The sequence below is a fragment of the Vibrio jasicida CAIM 1864 = LMG 25398 genome (assembly GCF_000400365.1).
GTDB classification, from domain to species: Bacteria; Pseudomonadota; Gammaproteobacteria; order Enterobacterales; family Vibrionaceae; genus Vibrio; species Vibrio jasicida.
Genome location: NZ_BAOG01000023.1, coordinates 75860 through 98013, shown reverse-complemented (window position 1 = coordinate 98013; position 22154 = coordinate 75860). Strand labels below are relative to the sequence as shown.

At 44.6% G+C, this 22154-nt stretch carries 16 protein-coding genes; 6 read left to right on the top strand and 10 right to left on the bottom strand.

Annotated features, from left to right (window positions below; translation table 11 throughout):
* Positions 1–7: 7 nt before the first annotated feature.
* Genes VJL_RS06725 through VJL_RS06710 form a run of 4 tightly spaced genes read right to left on the bottom strand, consistent with a single transcriptional unit; the run spans position 8 to position 8300 of the window.
* Entirely contained in the window at positions 8–712 is a 705-nt protein-coding gene (locus tag VJL_RS06725) for a phospholipase D-like domain-containing protein (protein ID WP_038876671.1), read from the bottom strand.
* Entirely contained in the window at positions 713–5575 is a 4863-nt protein-coding gene (locus VJL_RS06720) for a DNA repair ATPase (protein ID WP_038876669.1), read from the bottom strand.
* A gap of 58 nt (positions 5576–5633) precedes the next feature.
* A complete protein-coding gene (locus VJL_RS06715; protein WP_038865062.1) occupies positions 5634–7721 on the bottom strand; it encodes a flotillin family protein in 2088 nt (695 codons plus the stop codon).
* A gap of 21 nt (positions 7722–7742) precedes the next feature.
* Complete coding sequence (locus VJL_RS06710) at positions 7743–8300, bottom strand: DUF1449 domain-containing protein (protein WP_227741121.1); 558 nt, start codon at positions 8298–8300, stop codon at positions 7743–7745.
* Positions 8301–8769: 469 nt separating this feature from the next.
* Between VJL_RS06710 and VJL_RS06705 the strand changes: the two genes are divergently transcribed.
* Positions 8770–9291: a DUF2058 domain-containing protein gene (locus tag VJL_RS06705; protein WP_038876665.1), complete on the top strand. Its 522-nt coding sequence runs from the start codon at positions 8770–8772 to the stop codon at positions 9289–9291.
* 70 nt (positions 9292–9361) lie between these two features.
* Here the strand turns inward: VJL_RS06705 and VJL_RS06700 are convergent, their stop codons facing one another.
* From VJL_RS06700 to VJL_RS06690, 3 genes are all read right to left on the bottom strand, one after another.
* The gene (locus VJL_RS06700) at positions 9362–9811 is read right to left on the bottom strand and encodes a YHS domain-containing (seleno)protein (RefSeq protein WP_038876663.1); all 450 of its coding nucleotides are present in this window, start codon (positions 9809–9811) and stop codon (positions 9362–9364) included.
* Between the two features lie 84 nt (positions 9812–9895).
* Entirely contained in the window at positions 9896–10288 is a 393-nt protein-coding gene (locus tag VJL_RS06695; protein WP_038876661.1) for a ribosome recycling factor family protein, read from the bottom strand.
* A gap of 4 nt (positions 10289–10292) precedes the next feature.
* On the bottom strand, positions 10293–11162 hold the full coding sequence (locus tag VJL_RS06690; RefSeq protein ID WP_038876659.1) for a LysR family transcriptional regulator: 870 nt from the start codon (positions 11160–11162) through the stop codon (positions 10293–10295).
* Between the two features lie 107 nt (positions 11163–11269).
* Here VJL_RS06690 and VJL_RS06685 point away from each other — a divergent pair, with 107 nt between their 5' ends.
* Positions 11270–12526 carry an adenylosuccinate synthase gene (locus tag VJL_RS06685; RefSeq protein WP_005439252.1) on the top strand — a complete coding sequence of 419 codons (1257 nt, stop codon included), beginning with the start codon at positions 11270–11272 and terminating at the stop codon, positions 12524–12526.
* Positions 12527–12688: 162 nt separating this feature from the next.
* Here VJL_RS06685 and VJL_RS27775 read toward each other — a convergent pair whose 3' ends face one another.
* Positions 12689–12904, bottom strand: a complete 216-nt coding sequence (locus VJL_RS27775; protein WP_080774341.1) for a hypothetical protein — start codon at positions 12902–12904, stop codon at positions 12689–12691.
* A gap of 397 nt (positions 12905–13301) precedes the next feature.
* Here VJL_RS27775 and VJL_RS06680 point away from each other — a divergent pair, with 397 nt between their 5' ends.
* Together VJL_RS06680 and ansB are read left to right on the top strand one after the other, a co-directional pair.
* Complete coding sequence (locus VJL_RS06680; protein ID WP_439654151.1) at positions 13302–14855, top strand: EAL domain-containing protein; 1554 nt, start codon at positions 13302–13304, stop codon at positions 14853–14855.
* A 326-nt stretch (positions 14856–15181) separates the two neighbouring features.
* Positions 15182–16246 (top strand): L-asparaginase 2, encoded by a 1065-nt coding sequence (gene ansB, locus VJL_RS06675; RefSeq protein WP_038876655.1) that lies wholly within the window; start codon positions 15182–15184, stop codon positions 16244–16246.
* A gap of 116 nt (positions 16247–16362) precedes the next feature.
* Here ansB and VJL_RS06670 read toward each other — a convergent pair whose 3' ends face one another.
* Positions 16363–17142: an AraC family transcriptional regulator gene (locus VJL_RS06670; protein ID WP_038876654.1), complete on the bottom strand. Its 780-nt coding sequence runs from the start codon at positions 17140–17142 to the stop codon at positions 16363–16365.
* A 93-nt stretch (positions 17143–17235) separates the two neighbouring features.
* Between VJL_RS06670 and VJL_RS06665 the strand changes: the two genes are divergently transcribed.
* Positions 17236–18453, top strand: coding sequence for an MFS transporter (locus tag VJL_RS06665; protein ID WP_038876653.1), 1218 nt, complete (start codon positions 17236–17238; stop codon positions 18451–18453).
* A gap of 141 nt (positions 18454–18594) precedes the next feature.
* On the opposite strand, the gene ppsR is transcribed toward VJL_RS06665, so the two are convergent.
* Positions 18595–19428: a posphoenolpyruvate synthetase regulatory kinase/phosphorylase PpsR gene (ppsR, locus tag VJL_RS06660; protein ID WP_038865048.1), complete on the bottom strand. Its 834-nt coding sequence runs from the start codon at positions 19426–19428 to the stop codon at positions 18595–18597.
* Positions 19429–19608: 180 nt separating this feature from the next.
* On the opposite strand from ppsR, the gene ppsA reads away from it, so the two are divergent.
* The gene (ppsA, locus tag VJL_RS06655; protein ID WP_038876652.1) at positions 19609–21978 is read left to right on the top strand and encodes a phosphoenolpyruvate synthase; all 2370 of its coding nucleotides are present in this window, start codon (positions 19609–19611) and stop codon (positions 21976–21978) included.
* Positions 21979–22154 lie beyond the last annotated feature (176 nt).

Genomic DNA, 22154 nt, shown 5'->3' with positions numbered 1-22154 from the left:
CCTATATTTATGACGGCTTATGACAAGGGAACTTTTGCCATAACGTTTCAAATTGTCTTGAGAACGCAGAAACAAACCTGCGGTCGTCGGTAAGCGTAATATCTTCCTGATTGTATTTAGAAGCACTGCGTGTCCAGTTAAAGCTGCCATTGATCAACCGCTGTTGGTCGAATATCGCGAACTTGTGGTGCATATGATATCGAGTGGTATCAATTTTAACCGCCACACCTTGTGCTGCAAGATATTCAACATCACTGCCTTTATCGTACATTTTGTCGTTGTCGGTCACGATTCGGACCGCCACGCCTCTTTTATGCGCCGCAAGGATCTGATCGGTTAAGTCATTATCTGCAATCGTGAAAACGCAGATATCCACTGAATGACGAGCCAGTTTCAGCTGTTCAATAATGCCGGATGCGCACGCTCTACCCGGTGAAAACCAACTCGACGCGGTATCTGCCGAATTCGCACTCATTACATTGTCTAAGACTTTGACTACTCGCTCTAACCAGCGAACCAAAGCGGCTGAATCACCTTGGTTTTGTATTTCTTGTTGTACAAGCTTAAAGCTCAAATTCCGCAGGTACGAACGGTCTTCATGACTTAATACCGAATCCTGCAGCTCCGATTGGAGCTCTCTTCGCTCACTATCATCTAGGCGGTAATCTTGTATCGAGGCCTCCAACCATGCAGACCATTTCTGTCGATTCATTTAGTTGCCCTCCTGTTCATGGTTACCAAAGCGAGCAACGTGCTGATTCAGCATGGCAAGTTGCTGCACCACCTGTCCGGCTCTGTCTTCTGAATCACCCATCATTTGCTGACGCTGATACCCTTCTTTGATTTCAGACCAACGAGCTCGCTGTTCATCCGTCATGTCACCACGTAGCTCTGCAAGCTTAAGTAGGTTCTCTTCAGTGCCCGCAGCCAGCGTTTGCGCTTCACCCTGATAGTGATCTTGAAGCAGCGTGTTCATCTCTTGGTCGGTCATCACTGACGAGATTTTCTCCGCCAGTTTATTCATGTTTCGATACGAGCCTTGCAGCTTGAATGGCGGTTCGACACGATACTGATCCGCTGTTGCGGCTGACTTGATGTACTGCTGATTCACCTTCAGCACAATTTGCTGAGCCATGATCAGTTTTTGTAGGGTTGTCACGATCTCGCCAGATTCGATTGCTGAGTACGAATGGCTCATCTCACTCAGCGCGATGCTTTCTCCCTCTGCCATTCTGACAAAGCGGTACAAATCATTCAGATCTCGCGTTGCTAAAGGCGCAAGAACATTGTTGGAGGTGAGGGAGTTTTCGATAAAGCTTAAGTCGAAGATCGATTTTTGGTCAGACAGCATGTCACCGAGGTTGTAGATGTCCGCACGGTTAGCCAACATATCTGGGATTCGGAACGCTTCACCACTCTCGGTGTACGGGTTACCCGCCATGACGACGGCAAACTTTTTGCCACGCATGTCGTAGGTTTTCGTTCTCCCTTTCCATGTACCTTCTATGCGGCGAGTACCGTCACAGAGTGAGATGAATTTCTGTAAAAATTCAGGATGGGTATGTTGAATATCATCCAAGTACAGCAACACATTGTTGCCCATCTCGAACGCGAGGTTAATTTTTTCAATTTCACGCGCCGCATTTTGATCAGGGGCGTCGGCTGGATCGAGGGATGTCGCTTGATGACCGATGGATGGGCCATTGATCTTCATAAACACCAAACCTAATTTGTGCGCAACATACTCAATTAACGTCGTTTTACCGTAACCAGGCGGAGAGATAAGAAGTAGCATACCCATCAAGTCAGTACGCTTTTTATCGCCTAACGTGCCCATTTGCTTAGCAAAGTTGTCGCCAATAAGAGGTAAGTAACTCTCACTGATCAGCTTGTTGCGCACAAATGACGTTAATGGGCGAGGTTTAAACTCACTAAGACGGAAATCTTCTTTAGCAGAACTCAACAACTGAGTGCGCTGGGATAGATAAGCTTCAAAGCTCGGAACCACAGAGCTTCGGTGATGTTCGTTTCTTTGAATAAAATCATCCAATACGAGCTCTAAACTGCCTTTGCTAATTCGAGTGTGCTCTCCCAGTAATCCTTCGACATGACACACCAATGAAAAATCGATACTGGCTAGCCTTTTCTCTGACAAGGTATTCACCACAGCAACCGTCGCCGCTTCGCATGCGAATGCCTGACCGTATTGCTTTTTCGCAGTGTACGCGCTTAACCACTGATGATGATCGTTAAATGATTCGGTAAAGCTGAGCGGTTGAGGTTGCCAGCCCAAACTGCGTCTAAATTGCAAATAATCTTCACAGAGAGAAAGAGAATCCTGGCTCACTTCAATTTGCCAATCTTGCTCACTCAATAGCTGCGCAAGGTAGTCAGCGGCTTCATGTTGATCATCATTTAGGGAATCAACCAGTTGTTTTTGCAGCTCTTGATACGCTTGCGATGCATTTAAATGCTCTCGCAATAACTTCGCGTTTTGCGCCTGTTGTTGATAGTGAACTATTTGGTCAGCATCTTGCTCCAGTAACCACAAGATGGCTTTTGAGCGAGCAGTTTGGCTGTAACGCAGTAAACCCGCTTGCTGATAAACAGGCAGCACTTTACGTAAAATGTTGACTGCATCGTGGTCGTGGATACCTTTGACATACCCTTCTCGATAACGTGGCGCCGCAAAGCGTTGAACGAGTTCATTCAACTTATCTTCTTTCAAAGCTTCATAAAGCGTTTCTAGGCTCTGCCCATCTTGATTGATAGAAGCTTGATGCAAGATCAAATACGCCAGATATTCCGCTCGATAGACATCTTCACTTTCTGAGGCTACGTCTAAACGAGAAACGGTTTGCAAGTCGAGGAATGCTTTATCTTCAACTGCTTGGTAAAAATCCGTACCGGAAATGTGTAACGCCAATTCACCACTTTGATCGACCAAACTAAGGTCCAGTGGTTGCTGGTTCACACTGAACCTATGCTTGCCTAAACGCAGAACGGTTCCACCTTTCTCGAAGATGTCTTGGTTATCACGTAGCGCACGCAAAGATTGGTCTTGAAGCGATTTCAATTTTGCGTCAACACTGTCAGCTTTCACACTGTCGCCAAGCTCACGAATAGTCTGAGACAACTGTTGTAGCTTGAGAACCATTGCGTCGGTGGCAAAGTAGCTGTTCAGCCCTGCAACATCATCGAATCGTTCAACGCGCTTTTCTACGCTGCTCATAGTGACATTCGCCGCTTGGAGCAAGTTTTGAACTCGACGTTGTTGACCCGCTATGAGCTGTTGCTTGTGGTTATCCAGTGTCGATTGGATCTCATCACGCTTTGAATATATTTCGGTCAAAAACTGGTCGAAATCTGCAAAACGCGACTCTAACTTATCCAGTTGCCCAACGAGCTTAGCAAGCTGGGTATCACAATCATCTGGCGTTAACGCTTGCTCCATTGCACTGCTCACCGACTGGCTGAGTAGCTTAAATTGAGCACTAAATTCCGCTTGAGCTTCTTCGCTTTGTAAGCCTTGAGATTTTGCTCTTAGCTTGGCTGAAACAGTGTTAAGCAGCGACGTTACTTCTGTCGTAAGGTCTAAGATCCGAGTTGCTTGTGTCGGGTCTTCGGTTTCGATGTCTGTAACTTCTTCCGTCACTATTTGAAGCTCATGACGAAGTGTTTCAACTTCTTCGCTTAGTTTCTGAATCTCCGCAGTTTTGCTCACTTCTTCGAGTTGTAACTCGATTTTCTGAATTTGCTTCTTGAACGGGACATACGCTTTTTCGTCCTGAAGAAGAGTGAGCAAGTGTAGGTTAAGTGACTCACGCTGTGCCTGTAATTCTTCAAGCAAACGGTCAACTTGAACCTCATCAATATAATGCTGCTGACGGAGCGACATAGTCACGCCAACTTGCCCTTTTACCTCACTAAGTAAACTCAGTAGCGTGTTCGCTTGCTCTTTGGGTGCCAGTTTGATTTTCCCGATAAGCTCGGAAACCGCAGATTTTTGCTTATCAAGACTGCTTGCTGCATGTTTTTGTAGCTGTTGAACTTTGGCAAACTCATCGATGATCTTATCGGTAGTCCCCATGAGTTCATTGATCGCACTGCCTATTCCACAAGCGTAATCATGATTGAGCCAGGTGTAGTGATCGAGCGTTGAACGACACTGCTTTATCAGTACCTCATAGGCCGCTTGAGTCACCTCTTCACTCTGTGCTAATTGGCAAATCGAAAGTACAGAAGACAGTGCTCGCACTAGCTCAGTATTACCAAGATTGAACAGTGGACTGCTGCCTTGAGTTTGCGCATTGACCTTCGCATAGTGCTCTGGTGTAGAAAATGGCGTATCCCAAATTCTCATTGGGTGGATGGTAGACGCCTCTTCATTTTCTGACAGTTGAAACACTAACCAGCGGCCATCTGGGTATAAGCTGTAACCGTGGCTTTCCATTGGCGCTTCAAATTTCTTTTCAATCAAGTTGTAGGTGTAGGCGATGTAATAACCTTCAACGGCGTTGAAAAAGATATAAAGAATGTCTTCACCATTCGGTGACGTGATCTGTTGGAAAAACTTGAGCTGGTCAGCTTCAAAGGCGAACTGTTTGTCTTCGCCATTTGATAAAACATAACCATTAGCGTAAAGCACACCATGATCTTCAGGTAACGTTTTTGCACTTGCCCTTAATGCATCAGCCCTTACGACGGACTGATTCACTGAATTGTAGAGGAAGTATCGAGCGTGTTTTTCTCGGTTTGGCTTTACTCGAAGCGCGATTAAGTCTCCGACAAACGCGTAGTCGATCTGTGCATCAGCAACGCTTTGGTGAGGATCTTCAACGTCCTCTCTGTAGATACCTTTGCCATCTTTGGTGTTGTCTTCCACCTTGATGGTTAAGTCCCCACCCACACATTCAACAAACAGCTTATCTTGAATAGATACATGCGGATGATCGCCAAGCACATGATCATCTCGCGTTGTTGGGATCCAATCAAAATCATGTTGAGGAACACTGGTTAGCGCGTTTTGCCCCAAAGAATCAATGTACTCGATAGAGTGGGCGTTGATCTGAAAACGAAATACTTTCCTGTCTTCCGGGCGCATTCCGATTTGGAAGGCGAGGTAAAGCGTGCTTTCTTGACGAGAGATTTGAGAAAGCCTCGCGTCTCGGTAGTAAGTAAACAGTTCCGTCAATTCATGGGTAAAACGAGAATCCGATAAAAAACTGGATTCAAGTGGAAGGCGTTCTACACGGAACGTACCTTCATTTTCGTGAAGCTGATAAAGCCCGAAGACATCATCTAACGAAGGGGTCGCTTTCATCCCGACTTGGACATGATAACCGAACAGTAAATGCTGGTTTACCTGAGCCATGTCGATCGGAATACACTTGGCATCGGTTTGAACATTGACCTTGCCGATCAACTTGAAATCTTGACCGCCAAACGTTTCTTGACGTTGCTGATTGAAGGATTGGGAGAGAGACTTTAGCTGGCTGCCTTGCTGCAACAAACGCGTCTTTAAAACATCGTATGCACCAGCATCACTCACCGCTTTTTGAGTCATATCTGACATGCTAATACCTATAAATCCCGCTTACGATGAAGCGGGATTTTTTAGAGAGAATGAAAGGTTAAGATTTATCGCTGGTTGTTGTGTCTAATGAGCTTTGAATTTTCTTCATCAGCTCCGCGGCGCCACCTTGTGAATTCAGCAAACCCGCTAAAGCAACGTTACTCAAATCACTACTTTTCAGTTCCGTACTCTCTAACACGTCTTTGATGTCTTGCGGCAAGCTACGGTTGCCATTTACGTAATCTGAGACCAGTGGGTTAAGAACCTCTGATTCGTTAAACTTCGCATCAACGACAGCAGCATCCATGATAGTGCGGCGGATTTGCTCCATCCCTTCACCACCAAACAAACGGATATCTGCCTTCGATAGCGCCTCGCCCAAGGCTTGAGCATTCGCTCCGACCACAGTCTTCTGAGCATCAATACGCGCCAATTCAAGGTCTTTCTCTTGCTGTAACTGCATCACCCACTTGTCGTGTTCACGTGTGTGATCATCATATTGCTGAGCCGCCTCGAAACGAGCTGTCTGAGCTTCTGCTTCTGCCAGGCCTTTAGCACGTAGGGCTTGAGCTTCGGCTTCACCGGCACTTTGCAAGGTGTAAGCTTCTGCTTCACCCGTCTCTTTTATCGCAAGCGCACGCTCACGCTCTACTTCCACTTCAGCAAGACCTGTTGCACTAATCAACTCTTTCTCTGCTTGTGCCATGCGCTCTTTCGCTGCGGCTTCACGATCTTTCGCCACAAATTCTGCTTCCGCACGTTTGGTTGTGACCACCTGTTCCGCTTCAGCTTGGCGAGTCTTCACTGCCAACTCATTTTCCGCGTCACGAGTCTTCACTTTCATCTCAGCTTCGTTTTCGATCAAGATACGTTCAGAACGTTCACGAGCTGCGTCTTTCTCTGCACGAGCTGCAACCAATAGTTCGATCTGAGCAGATTCCGCAACCGCTTCTGCTTCCGTCAGCTTGATGCGTTTTTCACGGTTTACACGCTCATTCACGCGCAAGTTTTCCGTTTCTTCCTCTTCGCGCGCAATCTTACGTTCGATTTCAACGCGCTGAGAACGAGTCTCTGCGACAGACTTCATCGCTTCTTCAACCGTCGTCTCTTTCTGCATTTCTTTTTCAGCGACTTCCGCTGAAGTGCGAACTCGTTCAGTCTCGACGGAACGATTAAGCTCTTCTTGTTGAATTGCCACTTGGCGCTGATTTGCAATACGTGTCATTTCGACTTCCATCTCGACACTTTCGCGTTTCTTAGCAACTTCTTCCTCGGTTTCAAGTTCAGCTAGCTTAGTAATTCGCTCATATTCTTCACGTTTTTCAGCAGCCAACGCCTCTTCTTGCGCTTTGATAATATCGATTTCACGCTGAGTACGAGCTATGCTCTCTTTCTCTTGTTTATCAAGCTGGAGACGATTCGCTTCGGCCTCAACGTTTTTCTTCTTGATGGTCGTTTGCTCATCCTGACGAATCGCGTTAGTTTCCGTGTTCTTTTGCGCGGTAATAGCAGAGATTTTACGAATGCCTTCTACGTCGAGAATATTGCCTGGGCTGTGCGCATCTAAAGCCGTTTGGTCGACTTTATCGATCACAACATCATAGATTTTAAAGCCATCCATTTCGCTACCGATTACATCAACAACGGCATCACGAAACGCACGACGATTAGTTAACAGCTCTTCGAATTCAAACTGTTTTACCGCCGTTTTAAGAGCTTCAGAAAACTTAGGTTGGAAGTGCTCTTTTAAGCGGTCTAGGTTAGAAGCATCATGAGCAGTAAAGAGTTTAGCAACACGAACAATGTCTTCTTCTTCATGATTCACACCGATATAGAAATCGACTTTAAGGTCCGCACGAATATTATCTCGGCAATGCAGGCCCTCATATTCTTCGCCTTCTTGGTCTTTACGACCACTTCTAACGACAGAGATTTTTTTACGAGTAATATCCATGAACTCAAATTTATTGATCACTGGCCAAACAAAAGTACCAGTTAAAGAAGCGCGAGTAGCATGCAGTCCGTTTACAATAAGCGCGTCGCCTTCACCTCGAACTTTTTTATATCGGGTGGTAAGAAACACAAGAATAATCAAAAAAATCCCGATACCAATTCCAAGGAATATCAGACTTGGAGAAATCTGCATAGCTGCTCCTTAATTTTCTAGCTACTGATTAATAATGTAATATTTTTTTTGTTTATTTAGAGAAACGATTACGACATCGTTACCATATTCAATGGGTGCATCCGACTCTAATATTCGGGCATCCAGTAAGAATTCACTGCCATTATGATGGACAATAATTTCACCGCGTTGAGCATTCACTTCACCACTGTGCACTTTTGCTTTCATCCCTACAAAATCGACCTTTGCAAACGCCTTACTCTTATCAAAGAGTGGCGCTAATGGGCTTAATAGCTTGGCACTAATATACAAAGACAAATAGAAGTTAACAGGGATAGAAACGACTTTCGCAATCATCGCTGTAGTAGTGCTAATGTATTGATCTATAAAAGAAGAAAAATAGAAAGACAGAATAGTGGCAAAGAAGAAACTCACGCACAGGCCCACCGCTAGTGGGACTTTAGATAATATAGGGGGCAATAAGAGCCCACCACTAAATAGATTTCCCGATTCAAATAAATCGATATCTGCGACCGCCACATCTACAACATTAAAGATGAGATCAATGCACATAATCAAAAGAAGAAAAACAAACGGCACAAAGAACACATTGGTCGGAAAGGACAGCAATATATCGATCATTACAAATAATAGATTTCAACGATGAGGGTTATCGAGTTATGGTAAAGGATCATAAATTGAGTTTTTTTCCTCTGCCTTTTTTTTGTGACTGACATCGACAAAATTAAAACCAACAAAATACAAATCAACTACATCAATGATTACTAATATTATCAACCTCACAATAAATCAAAGAATAAATAACAATAAGCACACTAAAGTAAAGGCCGTTTGAATTATCTAATAATTACTCAATTATATTACAGAATGATAGTCTCTTTATTTTTACTATTTTTTATCGAATCAAGTTCTATATTTTAACCATTGCTCATTTCGATTGTTCTCCTTACCTTAGCGAACTCAATATCAATGAGAAGGACTTCTCCCTCTTCCTTTGCGTCTTCTGACTGGTTAAAATGCACAAAATTGCGCACTAACCGGATAGAACATGGCAAAACTTACCCTTCAAGAGCAGATGCTAAAAGCAGGCTTGGTTAACGAGAAAAAACTGAAGAAAGCTAAGAAAGGCTCTAAAAAATCACGCGTTCAAGCCCGCGAAGTAAAAGCGGCGGTTGAAGAGAACAAACGTCAGCAGTTAGAACGTGACAAGCAACTTAGCGAGCAGCAAAACAACGAGCGTTTGAGCAAAGAAGTTAAAGCGCAAATCATTCAGCTGATCGAAATGAACAAGCTTGATTTGAAAGATGGTGACATCAAATACAATTTCACTCACGGCACGCTAGTGAAATCTCTCTATGTCGATTCACTTGTCCGTGATCAGTTGATCAAAGGCATCTTGGCAATCGTCATCGTTGGTGAAAGCTATGTGGTCATTCCTCGTCCTGTTGCGAACAAGATTGCTCAACGTGACGAGTCTGTGATCATCGAACAGAAAGAACCAGAAGCGGATATCCCTGCAGAAGATGACCCGTACGCAGATTTCGTAGTACCAGACGATCTGATGTGGTAATGCTCCATTTCATGGAACCAAAATTGAAAAAGGTCGCAGTAATAGCGACCTTTTATCTTGTTAGACTTCGTTATTCTGCAAGTAACTTCAGCCAGTTTTTATCCCCGCTCGCAATATTGCCCGGAATGTCCTGTTGCCAAGAGGCTTGAACGGATTTGCTGTAGTTTAGGTAGAGCTTTCCATCGTGAATGTTCCACGCATTGGGGTCTATCTTGGCGGTATAGCCTTTGCTCACTGCCCAAGCACAATAGCCGCCATATTGCGGTGCAAATTTCTCAGGATTTTTCACGAATGCATCTCGATTTTCAGCCGATGAAAAGTACCATTTGGCATCATTCCAACGGTAAGTAAAGTCGCTGTCACCTTTGACTGGTTTTGATTGAGTGAAGTAGGCGACAGGGTCATAGCCACGAATCGCTTTACCGAGAAAGTCGCTATAAACAGGATCAAGAGCGAAAGCAGGAAGCGTCAAACTCCCCCAAATGAAGAATACGCTCAACAGTTTCAATATCAGCTTCATAACCTTCCCTCTCTACGTTATCCGATGTTTGATAATCAATCGCTTACCTATATAGACAGGGAATAGGAGAAGAAACTTTCAGGTTTATAGCATCTCTGCGTCGAAACGTGCCGTTCGAGCTTGGGCGATGGTACAGTTGGTTTCCGACATTAGCTCCGCCAAAGTAATGTTTGGATTCTCCAAGACGAATCGAATCAGCTTGGCTTCCAAAGGTTCAAGCTTATCGCGGTGCTTAGCCAGGCCAACTTCCATTTTGTTGATCACAAATCGCATCGGCTCAGATTCTTCTGCTTTGATATGGTCGAGGAACGCTTTTAAATCCAAAGCCTCTCCAGCGATTTGCCAATTACGCGAGCGTCGAATGCGCTTCAGTTCGCACTTGTTCTCTGCGGCTATAGCTTTGGCTCGCTTAGCATGGTCACCACCAATTCGATGAATCAAAGATGGTAGAGGGATAGTAATCGTTGTGTCTTGCATACCGTTAAACCTCTACCACAGACACATTCTCAGCTACCCATTTTAGGAGCTGTTTTGCGGCTTTGGACAGCACTTGGTTTTGGCGAACAATGTAGCCAAAATCGGTGTTGGGGAAGCTGGGTAACGGCGTCACTTTTCTTGATAGTTTCAATCTTGGATCGAGGGAGAAGTCCGGCACAATTGCGGTTCCGAATCCGGCTTCTGCCCAATCAATTTGAGCCTCTACACTGCCCACTTCCATGACTCTATGTTTTGGCAGGTTTAGCTCTGGCAGAGACGCGTCAATCAACTCACGCGTTCGGGTATCGTGACCGAGCAAAATCAGCGTTTGGTTTTCTTCGCTATTGTCTCGCCAATCAAAAATATTGTCACCGAAGGCACACCAATGAATCTGGGTCAGCGACGTAAAGTGCAGTGGTTGACTCTCTTTCTGCGCAATAACAAAACCGATGTCAGCACGAGCACTTTTTACCAAATCCACCGCTTGCGATGAAGTGGTGTTGAACAGTGCTAAGTCGATACCAGGATACTCGTTTTTGAACTGCTGGAATGGCTTGATAAGTAACAGACGCGAGACAATGTCACTCGCCGCAATCGAGAGCGTTCCTTGCGTTAAGTCATTAATGGCATTGAGATCGGATTGGCAGATTTGCAGCTCATTCAACATGTGTTCGGCAGTGTCTAATAACCGCTTACCCGCCTGAGTCAGTTGTACAGGGTTGCGCTCTATCAACTTGGTACGAGTGGCTTGTTCTAGTTGCTTGATGTGAAGACTGACATTTGGCTGCGTCATGTGCAGTTCAATCGCTGTTTTTCCGAAATGTTTTACTTCTGCCAAGGTGACAAACGTACGTAACCAGTTCAAATCCAACATAGAAAATTACCCGATATGACTTTCTTATCAAGTTAATGAGTATAATTAATTTCTCTTATTCATGCGAGCATCCTAAGATTTTCCGGTCTGTTTTTGGAGAATGAATTATGTCGTCTATCGTTGTTGTGGGTGCAAACTGGGGTGATGAAGGCAAAGGCCGCATCGTTGACTTTTTGGCAGAGCAAGCTTCTGCAAGCATTCGTTTCCAAGGTGGTAACAACGCGGGTCACACCGTAGTTAACGACCTAGGTACGTTCAAGCTGCACCAGCTACCAAGTGGCGTTTTCAACCCTGACTGTTTGGCAGTTTTAGGTCCGGGTATGGTTATCAGCCCTGCGTCGCTGTCTGAGGAGATTGCGGAAGTCGCGGAAGCGGGCGTTAAAGTGAACATGTGCATCTCTGATCGCGCAACACTGTGCCTACCTCTGCACGCACTAGAAGATACGCTAGAAGAACAACGCTTAGGCGACAAAGCATACGGTTCAACTCGTCAAGGTATTGCACCTGCATACGGTGACCGTGTGATGAAAAAAGGCATCCTAGTTGGTTGGTTGAAACAACCAGAAGTTCTAGTAGAACGCATCAAGTTCTGGATGGACTGGAAACTTCCACAACTACGTGCACTTTACCCAACGTTCGAATTCGAGCAAACCGCAGAAGAGATGGCGAACTGGTTGCTAGAAGTATCAGCTCCTTGGCGTGATGCTATCTGCAACGTAACGCTTCCACTAAAAGAGCTGCAAGCAAAAGACCAAACTCTACTGTTCGAAGCACAGTTAGGTGCGGGCCGTGACCTTGTTTACGGTGAGTACCCATGGACAACATCTTCAAACGTTGTGTCTATGTACGCAGGTATCGGTAGTGGTCTTCCTGCTCTGCGTCCAGAGCGTGTTATTGCAGTAGCAAAAGCGTTCAGCTCATCAGTAGGTACTGGTACGCTAATCACTGCAATGGAAGAGCAAGATGCATTCCGTGAACTAGCGGGTGAATTCGGCGCGACAACAGGTCGTCCACGTGACATGGGTTACTTTGATGCAGTAGCGACTAAGAACGGCGTTGAGCTTCAAGCAGCGACTGAAATCGCTCTGACCAAAGTAGACTGTCTAACGGGTCTTAAAGATCTAAAAATCTGTGTTGGTTACGAAGGCGAGCACAGCGAAAACCCAATTTGGCCTCAAACGGCTGCTCTAGCACCAATCTACGAGAAGATGGAAAGCTGGAGCGAAGACATTACTGGTTGCCGTAAATTCGAAGAGCTACCAGTTGCGGCACAAAAATACGTTCTACGTATTGAAGAACTAATGGGCGTGCCAGTGAAAATGGTTTCTGTTGGTCCTGGTCGCGAGCAAATGATTATGCGTTAAGACGTGGATTAACACGTCTATATCCAAGTCACATTAAGTACTTGGTTATATTAGCAAGCGGCTTTTTATCTTTTCCGGGGTAAAGCCGCTTTTTTTTAACTTATTTATCGTTAGATACATCGAACCAGTGTTGCAGAAAAGAATGCTTGTAGGTTTCTCGTATCAAATACCTAAATCACTCATCGGCCTGACAATCGAACCGTGTTGTTGAGCCAAAAAAGAAAATTCAACTTCCTGCCCACAGCCGCAGTGGAAGTCATATCCCTCCCCAACTAAGAACGGTGTAGTTCGGTCAATAAACCAATCTTTCGATTGTTGAGTATGCAGCTCACCACAGCACGGACAAGTCACTTTAACAGAGTAAATTTTCGCGATCATTTCTCTAACCTCTTGATAGTGGAATATCACACAACGAAAACGTTTGCCGAGACTAAATTAATCGAAGTTATTTGTGTTTTCGTTAGGACATTGTCAGAGCACTCGTGAAAAAATGTGCGTTTCCATCGCATTTTGTGTAAGTCATTTTTTGATGATTATCTACTGAATGAAATGGTAAAAACCGCTCTAAAGCGTTCATGCATGCACATGCATTAAGCTTTAAAAAAGGTGAATGAAATCGACATTTTTTATTTTAAAATAGTAACTTAGCTATATTTTATAAGATAGCGATCACAGTTTACGCTGACCAAATCCTAAAACTGAGACGGTTAAGATAGTTTTATGTCATTACCTGCTTGCACGATTTAATTCTGTGACCAATCAATTCTTTAAAACAATGTCTAAGAAGTGGAATAATAATTTTCAGTTGGTCGGTGTTGGCCTACTATCATTTACGATTTCAATGTTGGCTTTTATCCCCCTCGCAAATCAACATCATAAAAAGCTCACAGAACAAGCAGTTTCGGCGATCGAAACTGAGTTGCGCGATAATGTGCAGCAATTGCTCCCTTTGTTAGATGACAAGTACTTCCTTAAATCATGCGATGAACTAATTCATGACTTACGAACAAGCATCTTTAGCTTAGGAATGGCGAAAGATATCTCTACGTTCGATCAGAATGGCAATGCTCTATGTACCAGTAGTGAACGACATCCTTCTTTTCGTATCTATTCCAGCATATTGAATCGTTTGGGAGATAGCGACATACATGCTACGTTATCATTTACTCAAAGGGCACTTACCAACAATCAAGCCTTGATCCTTTTCTTCACTGAACAAAAAGATCGAGGTATCAGCGTCGTCTTTCCAAAACAAGTCTTGCAAATATTGGTTGCCGATATCTTCCGCTTTGGTGACATGCATTATCGTATCGACATCATTGATAGAACGGCGATAAACACCATCACTCAAAATGAACTTAGGCAAGAGCAAGCCACATCCAAACTATTACCATTTACCGTCTACTCAACAATAGGCTTTCCATTTTATTGGCAATACTTGGCAAGCAAACTCTGGATCGGACTATTAGGCATGGCTTGTGCTCTGGTCATACACCTATTTTTCTCATCAAAGAAGTTTGCCAAAAACAGTTTAGAATTCTCACTAACACAAGCTATAAAAGGCCGTAATTTGAGCGTGCACTACCAACCAATTGTCGATCAGCGAGATAGAACTGTAATTGGTGGAGAATCATTAGTCCGTTGGAACGATCCAGTACAAGGGTTTATCTCTCCGGGTATTTTTATTCCTTTGGCAGAGAAAGTCGGTTTGATAGACCAAATCACTTACTTGGTTTTAGACAATGCAATCACCATGATCAGCGAAAACAAAATCATGTTCAGTGAGCGCTATATCAGTGTAAACGTGAGTCGCTCTTTGATACTTCGAGGAGATTTTATTAATGAAGTCGAGTCTCGATTGAAGTATCACTATCTAGCTAGTGAACGTTTGGTGTTTGAAATTACCGAAGAGGCTATATTCAATGATGACGAATTCTTGACCTTGCGTGCACACTTGAACCGCCTATCAAGGCTCGGTATCCGAATTGCTGTTGATGATTTTGGTACCGGTTACTCAGGCTTAGATTTCATCACTCAGTACCCATTTGATATCATAAAAATCGATCGTGTCTTTGTGAACAACTTGAGTAACGGACATACCATCCAGCCTTTGCTCGAAGCCATTCATACTCTTTCGCAAACCTTAAATATGTCGGTCATAGTCGAAGGTGTGGAAGATCCTTCTCAACTGAGAGTGTTACATGAGCTTGAGTTCTATAACATTCAGGGGTTCTACTTTTCAAAGCCTATACCAAAACAAGACTTCCTTGAGTACGTACAATCAAGCCAGTCATCCCAATTGCAAAAACTTCAACCTGTATTTAACTGAAGCACAGACCATTAGAACTACACGGAACTTTGGTTAGGCGGAACTGCTCTACCACTTCCTGTTCCCGACCAGTGGTACAACGGCGCTTCTTTATTTACTAATGAATCAATTACGATTAATCAATTGTTGACCAGATTACTGGAAAGGCTCACTTGTTAATCAAGCACGTCGATTACGTTAACCATCTGATTTGATATTCTTTAAGTGCTTGGTTGATCACTATTTTTATCTGTAAATTGGTGAGGTTGTGCTCAAAAAATCTACCGTACTGTTTTTAGGATAGATAACGCTTCCCCCAACATCTAACCCAAAAACAGGTGATCCCTATGAAGAAAAATCTTTTCCGCCTCAGTGCGATAACACTTGGTTTGTGCTTCAGCTCTTTATCATTTGCTCAGTCGGATCTTCCGAATATAAAGATTCTTGCGACTGGTGGTACGATTGCTGGCGCTGGACAATCAGCCACTGAATCCAGCTACACAGCTGGTAAGGTCGGAGTAGATTCTCTGATCAACGCGGTGCCTAGCATGACAAAGATTGCAGATATCTCTGGTGAGCAAGTTGTCAGTATCGGTTCTCAAGATATGAATGACGAGGTATGGTTGAAATTAGCGAAGCGCGTCCATGAATTGCTCGCGCAAGATGATGTCGACGGTATCGTCATTACTCATGGTACGGATACATTAGAAGAGACAGCCTACTTTCTTGACCTCACCGTAAAAAGCGACAAACCCGTCGTCATCGTTGGCGCGATGCGACCTTCTACCGCGATGAGCGCAGACGGCCCAGTGAACCTCTACAATGCCGTTGTGACCGCAACAGATGAAGACTCACAAGGCCGCGGCGTTTTAGTCGCAATGAACGACACCATATTTGATGCCCGTGATGTCACTAAGACCAACACCACTTCGGTCAGCACGTTCCAATCACCGAACTTTGGTCCACTTGGCTACATTCATAACAGCGACGCGAAATATCAAAGAAGTCCAGAGCGCAAACACACTACTGAAACCACTTTTGACGTATCTAAACTTGATAAACTGCCTCAAGTGGGCATTGTTTATAACTACGCCAACGCGTCTAATTTGCCAGTCAAAGCGTTAGTTGATGCGAAGTTTGATGGTATTGTCAGTGCTGGTGTGGGCAATGGGAACTTATACCATAGCGTGTTTGATGAGTTAGAAAAGGCGAGTAAAGATGGCATCATGGTTGTTCGCAGCTCTCGCACGCCTACTGGCTCTACTACCCTAGATGCTGAAATTGACGACGATAAATATGGCTTCGTTGCATCTGGTACATTGAACCCTCAGAAAGCTCGTATTTTATTGATGTTGTCTCTGACACAAACTAAAGATTATCAAGCCGTGCAAAAGATGTTTGAGTTTTACTGATCACCTAAGTAAAAGGTCAATAGAAGCATGACATAATCTGCAACCAATGAGGGGGCGAATACTATGCCTCCTCAAGGCGTACTCACTATCTCGTTGATATGAATTGCTCTCTGACATCAACGGAAATCTTTCATATATTGAGCAGGAGGTTTACCTAATAATTTTTTGAAAAAAGTGATGAACGCACTAACCGACTCATAGCCTAAATCTTCGGAAATTCGCTGAACACTTTCTCCTTTCGACAGTTTTTGTATCGCGACAATCGCATGTAATTGCGCTCGCCATTGGCCAAACGTCATACTCAATTCTTGTTGAACCAACCTTGCTAAAGTGCGCTCGCTCATCGCCAATGATTTCGCCCATTGACCAATGTGTATTTGATTGTTCGGATCATCAATCATCCAATACGCTAATTTATTGAGTCTCGGCTCTCTCGGAATTGGAAAATCAAACCGCTCTGTCGGCATGCTAATAAGTTCATCGATTAAAACTTGAGCTAAACGCCCAACTCGTCCTGCTTCATCATAATCTTTCTCTTCGCTGGCAAGCTTTATGACTAACTCTCGCAATAAAGGAGAAACCGATAAGGTGCACGTTTTATTGGGTAAACCTTGAATAACCAGATCGACAAACAGCATGCAAATATCAGTATTTGCCGCAATATCATTATTGTGGGGAATGTGGCTCGGAATCCACACCGCGCAATGATTTGGCACCATCCAAATCGCATCTTCTATCTGACTCTTTACAAATCCGGTCAAAGGCATGATCAATTGCCCCTTGCGATGCTGATGGTAAGGCACTTCATCTTGCTCGATTTCATGCATCCGTAGCGCAACCACTTTTTGGTGATAGTCATCGGAGTCAAAGTAAGAGCTAGGAAGGGGGTTCGCCATATTTGTCTGTTTTTAGCAATAATATGTCAATATCAATAAATTCAGATTCTAATCGAAGACGTACTATGACGCCACTATCTAGGAGGCGACATTATGTCACATAAAAATAAAGTAAAGCTCAATCATCCTCTGCTCCTGATTCTTGGCATTATGCTTATCGCGAGCACGCTAAGAGCACCAATCACCGGGGTTGGTCCCATTCTTGATTTCATCTCTAAAGACTTAGGACTTTCCCCCACTTTCGCTGGCTTTATTACAACCTTGCCTTTGATCGCCTTTGCAGTATTTTCTCCAGTGTCGTCAGGCGTTGCGCGTAAAGTAGGGCTAGAACCAGCATTGATGTTTGCGCTCGTGGTTATCTCTCTCGGGATTATCCTACGCTCACTTGGGGCAGTTACTATGCTTTACCTTGGCACTCTGTTGATTGGCATTGGCATTGGCATTGCTTTTGGGAATGTACTTTTACCCAGCCTACTGAAAAGAGATTTTCCTCATAAGGTCACGACACTCACCTCTATGTATGTCTTGATGATGGGCGTCGCATCAACATTCAGTGCAAGCGCAGCGTATCCGATCATGGATTGGGCAACCAAATGGCATATTGACCAAATCCCACACTGGGGATTGTCATTGGCTAGCGTCTTGATTTTCCCAGTTCTTGCGATTGTGCTGTGGCTACCGCAAGTACACCAACATACTCGACCAACGGCAGATACCACCACATTGGAAGGTCATCATTACCTTTGGCGCACACTCGCAGCATGGCAGATCACGGCTTACCTCGCGCTTAATTCTTTTATGATGTACATCTTCGTAAGCTGGTTACCAAGCATATTGCTTGAAAAAGGTTATTCAGAAAATGAAGCCGGCGTCTTACATGGGGTGCTTCAACTTGCCACTGCTGTTCCTGCTTTGGTTCTTATCCCTCTTATGGCCAGAATGAAAGACAAACGCGGTTTAAGCAGCATGATTTCAGCTTGTGCTGCATTGGGGCTTATCGGGTTAATGCTATTGCCTCAGCTTGCTGTGGTGTGGGTCATTGCGATCGGGTTTAGTCTTGGTGGCGGGTTTATTCTTAGCCTGTCTTTTGTTGGCTTACGCACGCACGACGCACACCAAGCGGCTGCGCTGTCCGGTATGGCGCAATGCGTCGGGTATTTATTTGCCGCCACCGGCCCGATGATTTTCGGCTTTTTGCATGAATCCTTTCATTCTTGGCAAGAGCCTTTGATTTTCCTATTTGCGATTTCCTTGGTATGGACTGGCATCGCTTTCATTGCAGGCAAACCACAAATGATCAAAACCCGTTAAGGCTCCCAGCTTACTTAGTATCAACGCTATGAATTGAGGCAAGATCTCCATAAAAAGACACACCCATAAGAAAACAAGGTGCCGATATTGGCTATCGGCACCTTGTTAAGTTCTGTACTCAAGTAATATCCGGAAATGTCCTTAAAATAGGCGACGTTTCATTCCTGCTCTTTCTAATATACGCGTGGTGATTTCTTCCACCGACAGCGATGACGTGTTGATGTAAGGGATAGCTTCTCTTCTGAACAGCGCTTCTACCGTATCAAGCTCCAACTTACATTGCTCAGTGCTGGCGTATTCGCTGCCTGATAAGCGGTTCTCGCGGATTTCATTCAACCGTTCTGGGTTGATGGTTAAACCAAACAGTTTATGGCGATGGATTTCAAACTCAGGCAATAAACGCATCATCTTGACGTCTTCGGCGATAAACGGGTAATTCACTACGCGCATACCAAATTGCATAGCCATGTATAGACTGGTGGGCGTTTTACCACTTCTCGACACACCCAGCAAAATAATATCGGCCTCTTCTAAGCCTTTTAAAGTGATGCCATCATCATGAGCAAGCGTGTATTCAATCGCAGCGATTCGGTCGAAATAAGTATCAGAATCTTTACCAACACTGCGTGAACGTTGCAGCTTTGGTTGTGGCTTCATTTGAATGTCGTCTCCTACTTTCTGCACAATGCTCTCTAACACGTCATAACAATTTGCAGGGGCTTTGCGAAGCAATTCACGAAGTTCTGGTACCACAATTGAGAAGAATACCAATGGCTTAACGCCTTCTCGCTGGTAGGAAATTTCAATTTCTTTAATAACATCGGCAACTTTGTCTGGCGTTTCGACAAAAGGAAAGGTTTTTTCATTAGCAATGAAAGGAAACTGACCCAGAACAACATGCCCTAATGTCTCACATGTTATGGCCGTTCCGTCAGAAACATAGAATACATCACGACTTTGGCTATTTATTTGCATTTTTGTTTATTTTTTCAAATTCATTTGAGTAGGATGGTTTACATAATATTAATAAATCAATTTGGCTTGCAATTACGTTCCCCACAGCTTTGAAAATTCCTTGAGAATTTTTTTTAGCCAATACGTAATCGTTTGCCTTTAAGTCCCCCTACAATTGCTGCAATGTTTCTGGAGAAAGACATGCAAAAGAACACCCTCTGGTTCAATGGCCTATCCATGGATGATGTCGACAAAGTCGGCGGTAAGAATGCTTCACTTGGCGAAATGGTTTCTAACCTAGCCAATGTTGGCGTATCAGTACCAAACGGTTTTGCGACCACCTCTTATGCGTTTAATCAATTCCTAGACCACGAAGGTTTGGATGAACGTATTCACCAACTACTTGATGAACTAGACGTTGAGGATGTAGAAGCACTGCGTGAGACAGGTGCAAAAATCCGTCAATGGGTATTAGAAGCGCCATTCCCTGCGGATCTTGAACAAGATATCCGTGATAACTACAAAGAACTGACAGACAATCATCCTGAGATTTCTGTTGCCGTTCGCTCTTCTGCAACTGCAGAGGATCTACCGGACGCGTCATTTGCTGGTCAGCAAGAGACGTTCCTAAACGTAAAAGGCATTGATGCAGTATTAGAAGCGACCAAGCACGTTTACGCTTCTTTGTTCAATGACCGTGCAATTTCATACCGTGTACACCAAGGCTTTAACCACCGTGGCATTTCGCTATCGGCAGGCATTCAACGCATGGTGCGCTCGGACAAAGCCTCTTCTGGCGTTATGTTCACCCTAGATACGGAATCTGGCTTCGACCAAGTCGTATTCATCACCTCTTCTTGGGGCTTGGGTGAAATGGTGGTTCAGGGTGCGGTTAACCCTGATGAATTCTACGTTCACAAGCCAATGCTAGAAGCGGGTCAACACCCTATCGTTAAGAAGACCTTTGGCTCTAAGCAGATCAAAATGATCTACTCAGACCGTCAAGAGATCGGTAAGCAAGTTGAGATCATCGATACGTCAGTAGAAGAGCGCAACGCCTTCTCTCTGAATGATGAAGAGATCAAAGAGCTAGCAAAACAAGCGATGATCATCGAAAAGCACTACAAACGTCCTATGGATATTGAGTGGGCAAAAGATGGCATCGACGGCAAGCTTTACATCGTACAGGCACGCCCAGAGACAGTATGTTCTCAAAGCGAGCAAAACGTGATTGAGCGTTACGAGCTAAGCAACAAAGCAGACGTTTTGGTTGAAGGTCGTGCGATTGGCCAACGTATCGGCAAAGGCCCAGTGCGCTTAATCAACTCTCTAGACCAAATGTCATTGGTGCAAGATGGTGATGTGCTGGTGACAGACATGACTGACCCAGATTGGGAACCGGTGATGAAGAAGGCGTCTGCGATTGTCACTAACCGTGGCGGCCGTACTTGCCACGCAGCGATCATCGCACGTGAGCTTGGTATTCCGGCTATCGTTGGTTGTGGTGATGCCACCAGCAAACTGACGGACGCTGAGACAGTGACTGTGTCTTGTGCTGAAGGTGAAACGGGCTACGTTTACCAAGGCGAGCTGGATTTCGAAATCAAACGCTCTGCGGTTGATGAGCTTCCGCTGCTTCCAACCAAAGTAATGATGAACGTGGGTAACCCAGACCGTGCATTCGACTTCGCTCAAATTCCGAACGAAGGTGTCGGTCTTGCGCGTCTTGAATTCATCATCAATAAGATGATTGGTATTCACCCGAAAGCGTTGCTGAACTTTGATGCGCAAAGCGATGAGCTAAAAGCGGAAATCACTGAGCGTATTCGTGGCTACAAAGATCCAATCGACTTCTACGTTAGCAAGCTGACCGAAGGCATTGCGACTATCGCGTCTGCATTCTGGCCAAAACGCGTGATCGTTCGTATGTCTGATTTCAAATCGAACGAGTACAGCAACTTGGTGGGCGGTAAAGGTTACGAACCGCACGAAGAAAACCCAATGCTCGGCTTCCGTGGTGCGTCTCGCTACATTTCTCCAGTGTTTGAAGACTGTTTCGAGCTAGAAACTCAAGCAATCAAACGCGTTCGTAACGAGATGGGTCTGAAGAACGTTGAAATCATGATCCCATTCGTACGTACACCAAGCGAAGCGGCATCGGTTATCGACCTACTAGCCAAGTTCGACCTACGCCGCGGCGACCAAGGTTTGAAAGTCATCATGATGTGTGAGCTACCGTCAAACGCAGTACTTGCTGAAGAGTTCTTAAAGTACTTTGATGGCTTCTCTATCGGTTCAAACGACATGACTCAGCTTACGCTTGGTCTAGACCGTGACTCTGGCGACGTTGCTCACCTATTTGATGAGCGCAACCCAGCAGTGAAAGCCATGCTGCAAATGGCCATCGATGCGGCAACCAAAGCTGGCAAATACGTCGGTATCTGTGGCCAAGGCCCATCAGACCACGATGACCTAGCGGAATGGTTGATGGAACAAGGCATCAGCTCTGTGTCATTGAACCCAGATACGGTTATCGATACTTGGTTGAAGCTAGGTAAAGTGAGCAAGTAATACGCTCCTTTCCAACTCGCAATGCAAAGCCCTCAAGCCTCGGTTTGAGGGCTTTTTCTTTGTCTATCATGTCAAAGCTCTGTGAGTTCGTGACGACAATCCCAACCTAAACGGCGTGCTAATTTTCCCTCTGAGATTTTTCACCTAGAATGAAAGAATCTGATTTCATAAAAGAA

What these genes read in the sequence shown, in the direction of transcription:
- VJL_RS06725 (WP_038876671.1), bottom strand. Translation starts at nt 712, where the DNA reads ATGAATCGACAGAAATGGTCTGCATGGTTGGAGGCCTCGATACAAGAT.
- VJL_RS06720 (WP_038876669.1), bottom strand. Translation starts at nt 5,575, where the DNA reads ATGTCAGATATGACTCAAAAAGCGGTGAGTGATGCTGGTGCATACGAT.
- VJL_RS06715 (WP_038865062.1), bottom strand. Translation starts at nt 7,721, where the DNA reads ATGCAGATTTCTCCAAGTCTGATATTCCTTGGAATTGGTATCGGGATT.
- VJL_RS06705 (WP_038876665.1), top strand. Translation starts at nt 8,770, where the DNA reads ATGGCAAAACTTACCCTTCAAGAGCAGATGCTAAAAGCAGGCTTGGTT.
- VJL_RS06700 (WP_038876663.1), bottom strand. Translation starts at nt 9,811, where the DNA reads ATGAAGCTGATATTGAAACTGTTGAGCGTATTCTTCATTTGGGGGAGT.
- VJL_RS06695 (WP_038876661.1), bottom strand. Translation starts at nt 10,288, where the DNA reads ATGCAAGACACAACGATTACTATCCCTCTACCATCTTTGATTCATCGA.
- VJL_RS06690 (WP_038876659.1), bottom strand. Translation starts at nt 11,162, where the DNA reads ATGTTGGATTTGAACTGGTTACGTACGTTTGTCACCTTGGCAGAAGTA.
- VJL_RS06685 (WP_005439252.1), top strand. Translation starts at nt 11,270, where the DNA reads ATGTCGTCTATCGTTGTTGTGGGTGCAAACTGGGGTGATGAAGGCAAA.
- VJL_RS27775 (WP_080774341.1), bottom strand. Translation starts at nt 12,904, where the DNA reads ATGATCGCGAAAATTTACTCTGTTAAAGTGACTTGTCCGTGCTGTGGT.
- VJL_RS06680 (WP_439654151.1), top strand. Translation starts at nt 13,302, where the DNA reads ATGTCTAAGAAGTGGAATAATAATTTTCAGTTGGTCGGTGTTGGCCTA.
- ansB (WP_038876655.1), top strand. Translation starts at nt 15,182, where the DNA reads ATGAAGAAAAATCTTTTCCGCCTCAGTGCGATAACACTTGGTTTGTGC.
- VJL_RS06670 (WP_038876654.1), bottom strand. Translation starts at nt 17,142, where the DNA reads ATGGCGAACCCCCTTCCTAGCTCTTACTTTGACTCCGATGACTATCAC.
- VJL_RS06665 (WP_038876653.1), top strand. Translation starts at nt 17,236, where the DNA reads ATGTCACATAAAAATAAAGTAAAGCTCAATCATCCTCTGCTCCTGATT.
- ppsR (WP_038865048.1), bottom strand. Translation starts at nt 19,428, where the DNA reads ATGCAAATAAATAGCCAAAGTCGTGATGTATTCTATGTTTCTGACGGA.
- ppsA (WP_038876652.1), top strand. Translation starts at nt 19,609, where the DNA reads ATGCAAAAGAACACCCTCTGGTTCAATGGCCTATCCATGGATGATGTC.